Raw genomic sequence first — 1,509 nt, forward strand, 5'->3', positions numbered from 1 at the left:
TGCTTTTGTATTCGCTGCGCCATCGGTTCTGCTCGTGGCCTCCGGTACATGATCCGAACCCCACTCGATGTCGACGGCTTCATCGATCGAGAACACCAGATGCTTCGGTTCGTGGCCCTCGTAATCGGGCATGATTCCGGCGTAAAGACCGCCTTGTCCCTGCCAGTACTGGCCGACTGCCGGCGCTTCAATCGATTGAAGAATCATCGAATACTCCTTTTCCGTGGATTGCAAAGTTGCGAAGTTGCGAACTCGCCAGTGCCGGTTCGTTCGGCGCTGTGCCGAAGCAGCCGGCCCGCCATTGAACGATCGATGCCTGTAGGCCGGGCGTTCGGCTACCCGATATCGGACCGAACGCCGCGATGCTTCTTTCGACTACGCGGGAATCGTGCGCACCGCGCGTGCGCGACCATCGAAGGTTTTGAACAGGTGGACGAGATCCATCATGCCGCCGAAATTGATGCCATAAGCCGACGTGGGAGAGTAGCCACTGCTCGACCAGTACCAGGCCCCCCGCGCGAATGCGTCCTGAATGGTTGCCGCAGCCACCTCCCACTCGATGCGTGACGGCAGATGAAAGTCGGAGTGTCCGTCTTTCGTGTATTCGCTGGCCCAACGTGCGGCAGGGTGCCAGTGCGGGCATCGCATCAACGCATCGGTATTGGAATCGCCGTCGTGCAGGCTGCTTGCGTCCGGTTCCGCAACGCTGTAGCCGCCCCATTGGACGTTGGTCTTTTCGTCGACCGAAAAAATGAGATGCTGAGGCGAGTGCCCGACGTAATCGGGCATGATGCCGGCGTAGATGCCGCCCTGGCCGACCCAATATTCGCCGACGTTCGGCGCGGGGTTCTGCACGGTGTTCGTTCCGGAAATCGTCATCGAATCCTCCTTTGCGCATCTAGGGCCGGTGTAGGCCCGGTGGCCGGAGCGCCGCCCGGCGGAGCGCGCCTTTGGCGCGGCGTTCCGTGCGTCATTTCACCCGTCATGGCGACACGCCGCATCGCTATATCGAAAAGTCGGACGAAGTGCCGTTTTCGAGCTATCAATTTGCGGGTGGAATGGCCCGGGCAATGCAATGCGAGGTATCGTGTCGTCCTGAAAAGAGCCGCGCAACGCGCTCGCCGCGGCAGCTCCGCCGCCTACATCGAAACCAACATCCGTGACTCTAGATTCGACGCCCGATCAGCTCACCTGGACCGAAGCCGACATCGAACAACGCGCGCAGTGGCGCTCCGAAGCCGGCGTGCGCGCGCCAAAGCGCGTCACCGTCGCCGACGATCGCCTTACCGCCGACGCGGCCTATGCGCAAGCTTGCGAGGGCATTGCGCTGCTTTGGCGCGGCGACTTTCAGAACGCGCGTCAGTTGTTGCAGGCCATGGCGCGGCGCATCGACCGCAAACCGCGCAAAACGGCCGACGCGCCGCTCGACGCATTCAATCTGCATCGTCAGGCGCAGGCCCAGCGCGCGCGCACGCTCGGCATGCTGCTGATTCCGCTCGGTGAGGACTA

2 protein-coding genes and 1 pseudogene are annotated in these 1,509 nt (G+C 62.2%); 1 reads left to right on the plus strand and 2 read right to left on the minus strand.

Annotation, left to right across the window (positions count from 1 at the left end):
* Both VGL01_RS24860 and VGL01_RS24865 read right to left on the minus strand, forming a co-directional pair.
* Positions 1 to 207 (minus strand): hypothetical protein (locus VGL01_RS24860; RefSeq protein ID WP_331574149.1); only part of this gene is annotated, 207 nt, incomplete at its 3' end.
* A gap of 168 nt (positions 208 to 375) precedes the next feature.
* On the minus strand, positions 376 to 879 hold the full coding sequence (locus VGL01_RS24865) for a hypothetical protein (RefSeq protein ID WP_331574151.1): 504 nt from the start codon (positions 877 to 879) through the stop codon (positions 376 to 378).
* A gap of 280 nt (positions 880 to 1,159) precedes the next feature.
* Between VGL01_RS24865 and VGL01_RS24870 the strand changes: the two are divergent.
* Positions 1,160 to 1,509 (plus strand): annotated as a pseudogene (locus tag VGL01_RS24870) (methyltransferase); the annotation flags it as partial.

Origin of the sequence: Trinickia sp., assembly GCF_036503415.1 — a bacterium.
GTDB lineage: Bacteria > Pseudomonadota > Gammaproteobacteria > Burkholderiales > Burkholderiaceae > Trinickia.